We start from the raw sequence: 2210 nt of genomic DNA, 5'->3' as shown, positions 1-2210 counted from the left end.
GACCGTCCAACGCTCTTGATACATCTGGGCAATCTTTTCCGTCGATGCCTCCAAGACGTTCGTGATGACAAGGATTTCATGCCCGTTCGCATCCTGAAAGATCACGACGCGATGGCGCTTTTTGGAACGGCATTGTTTTGTTCCTAACTGGAAAGTAAAATCCTCCACAATGGAAGAAGAGGGGGAACAAAGTCGCTTTAAGCTCTTTTTCTGATGAATCTCGACATTGTCTTTCATCCGAATCACAAATGGTTGCTTCTGTTCGACAAACCGATCAAGGCGTTCGATTTTGAAGTACGCTCGATCCTCAACAAGAACCGATTGCACGTCTGTGAGCTGCTCTCCCACCGGTCCATCGTGGCGCAGACCTACGGTTTCTACGATGTCGCTCGGCATTTGTTGCTCAGGGGAATACGCGACGTGCATTTTTACTTCTGATGGAAAGGAAAGACGCTCGAAAACGAACGAGCACAATTTATTCTACTTCTACAAAATTATATGGACTTAACTGGATGCCGGAGGATAGACCGAAAAAATACTTCCGCTTCGAAGTGTATTATACAATTTGATATTATACGAAATAACATTATTAAGAGTGTTAGCGCTCAACTACTCTAGGTGTCACTAACGAATACGTCAATAAGACGCCGTCTAACGTCAATTCAAATCCAAAAATTGAATTGGAGATGAGCTCTGTGATGAGATATTGGCTGATCGGAATGGAAACACCATTTCGATGATTGTACCTTTTTGTTTGATCGACTGTTCTCATGTTTCCGATAGGCGTTTTTCTGATTTTTTTTGAGACTGTTTCTAGAATATCATTTGGTATTATTTAACTTTATGAAGGGGATGAAAATATGCTACATAATGGATTGAAATATGTCGGATATTTAGCTATGTTTATTTTTGGTGGGACATTTCTTTTAAGATGGCTTCTACGTGATGAACTGTTATTGGATCAGTTAATTGGTTTTGTGATAGGTTTTATTTTACTTATTATATCTTTATTTGTAAAAAAAGAATAAAAATGGTTCATCACCACAACATGTACTTGACAAGCGGGGGATTTTCTTGAGCCGCCGTGTACGAAAAATCTGATTTACTGATTTTTCCTTATAAGTACAGAGAAGGCGTGTTCTGAAATAGTCAAGTACAACTTTCGGTGAAGAGCCATAAAAATGGTTCATCGTCAGAACATGTACTTGACAGACGGTACACTTCTCTGAACAAGCATATGCAAAAAATCATTAGTTTACTAGTTTTCCCTCGGAAACATAGGTAGGGCATGTTATAAAAAAATCAAGTACAACTTTTGGTGAAAAGCCATAAAAATGTTTCATCACTAAAAGATGTACTTGAACCTACCATTTTTGGCGAAGAGACAAATTTTATTAATTGTGGTATAATTTATAATGTAACACATTGTTAACATGGGGGGATTAATTTGAAGAAAATTGTTAGTGTTTTAACTCTAGTTTCCCTTATTTTATTTTTCTTTAATTTACCACAAAGTACAAAGGCAGAAACTAAAGAAAATGAAAAAGGGAAAGGTTGTCTATGTGAAAAGGGAAATATCACAGTAGAGAACACTTTAAAAACTCTAGAGGAACAAGGCACTGATGTTATTCAGGAAGTTCCAAAAAAATCTCAAAAGAAGGCAGAACTTATTGTAAAAAAGGACTCAACTATAAAAAGAATCTCTATTATTTCTGACTATCATAAACAAGGGTATAAAAAGATAAACGATGCTCAAACTTTTGTTGAGTTCAAAAATCTGAAGGATCAAGGTATTATCTACGATGACATTATGAACTATACTATTCATTATTACAATGAAGAGCAGGGCAGAATAATTAGAGAAAATTTTTGGATCGATATGAAAGAAGAAAAAATTCTCGCTTCGAATATTATTTTACTTGATCTAAAAAATAATGATGGTTATATTTTAGATACTTTTAATCTAGGTAAGATTGATGGTACTCAATCTAGTAATCTTGTACAAGTTCAAGGTAAGAGTTTCCAGTTCAATGGAGTTAGCTTTGCGTGTAGTTTAGCCGGTGTAATTGCATGTGCTTCAGCTTGTGGGGGACTACATTTTATTCCAGGTATTGGGCCGGCTGTTGGAGGAGCATGTGATTTAGCATGTGCTTTAGCTTTTGCGGCTGGATGTTCAGTAAGTTAATTAGGGATGGGTGTCTAGCACCTGT

At 36.6% G+C, this 2210-nt stretch carries 2 protein-coding genes and 1 pseudogene; 1 reads left to right on the top strand and 2 read right to left on the bottom strand.

Annotated elements, in window-relative coordinates:
* Positions 1–432, bottom strand: a pseudogene (locus M4I42_RS16645) (transposase); the annotation flags it as partial.
* Positions 433–598: 166 nt separating this feature from the next.
* Positions 599–772: a hypothetical protein gene (locus M4I42_RS16640; protein ID WP_268853162.1), complete on the bottom strand. Its 174-nt coding sequence runs from the start codon at positions 770–772 to the stop codon at positions 599–601.
* 675 nt (positions 773–1447) lie between these two features.
* Between M4I42_RS16640 and M4I42_RS16635 the strand changes: the two genes are divergently transcribed.
* Positions 1448–2185 carry a putative immunity/bacteriocin fusion bifunctional protein gene (locus M4I42_RS16635; RefSeq protein WP_268853161.1) on the top strand — a complete coding sequence of 246 codons (738 nt, stop codon included), beginning with the start codon at positions 1448–1450 and terminating at the stop codon, positions 2183–2185.
* Positions 2186–2210: the final 25 nt, after the last annotated feature.

Source organism: Anoxybacillus sp. J5B_2022 (assembly GCF_026847645.1).
In the GTDB taxonomy this organism is placed as follows: domain Bacteria; phylum Bacillota; class Bacilli; order Bacillales; family Anoxybacillaceae; genus Anoxybacteroides.
Note: the sequence above shows the minus strand (reverse complement) of the source record. Positions and strands in the feature narration are given on the sequence as shown.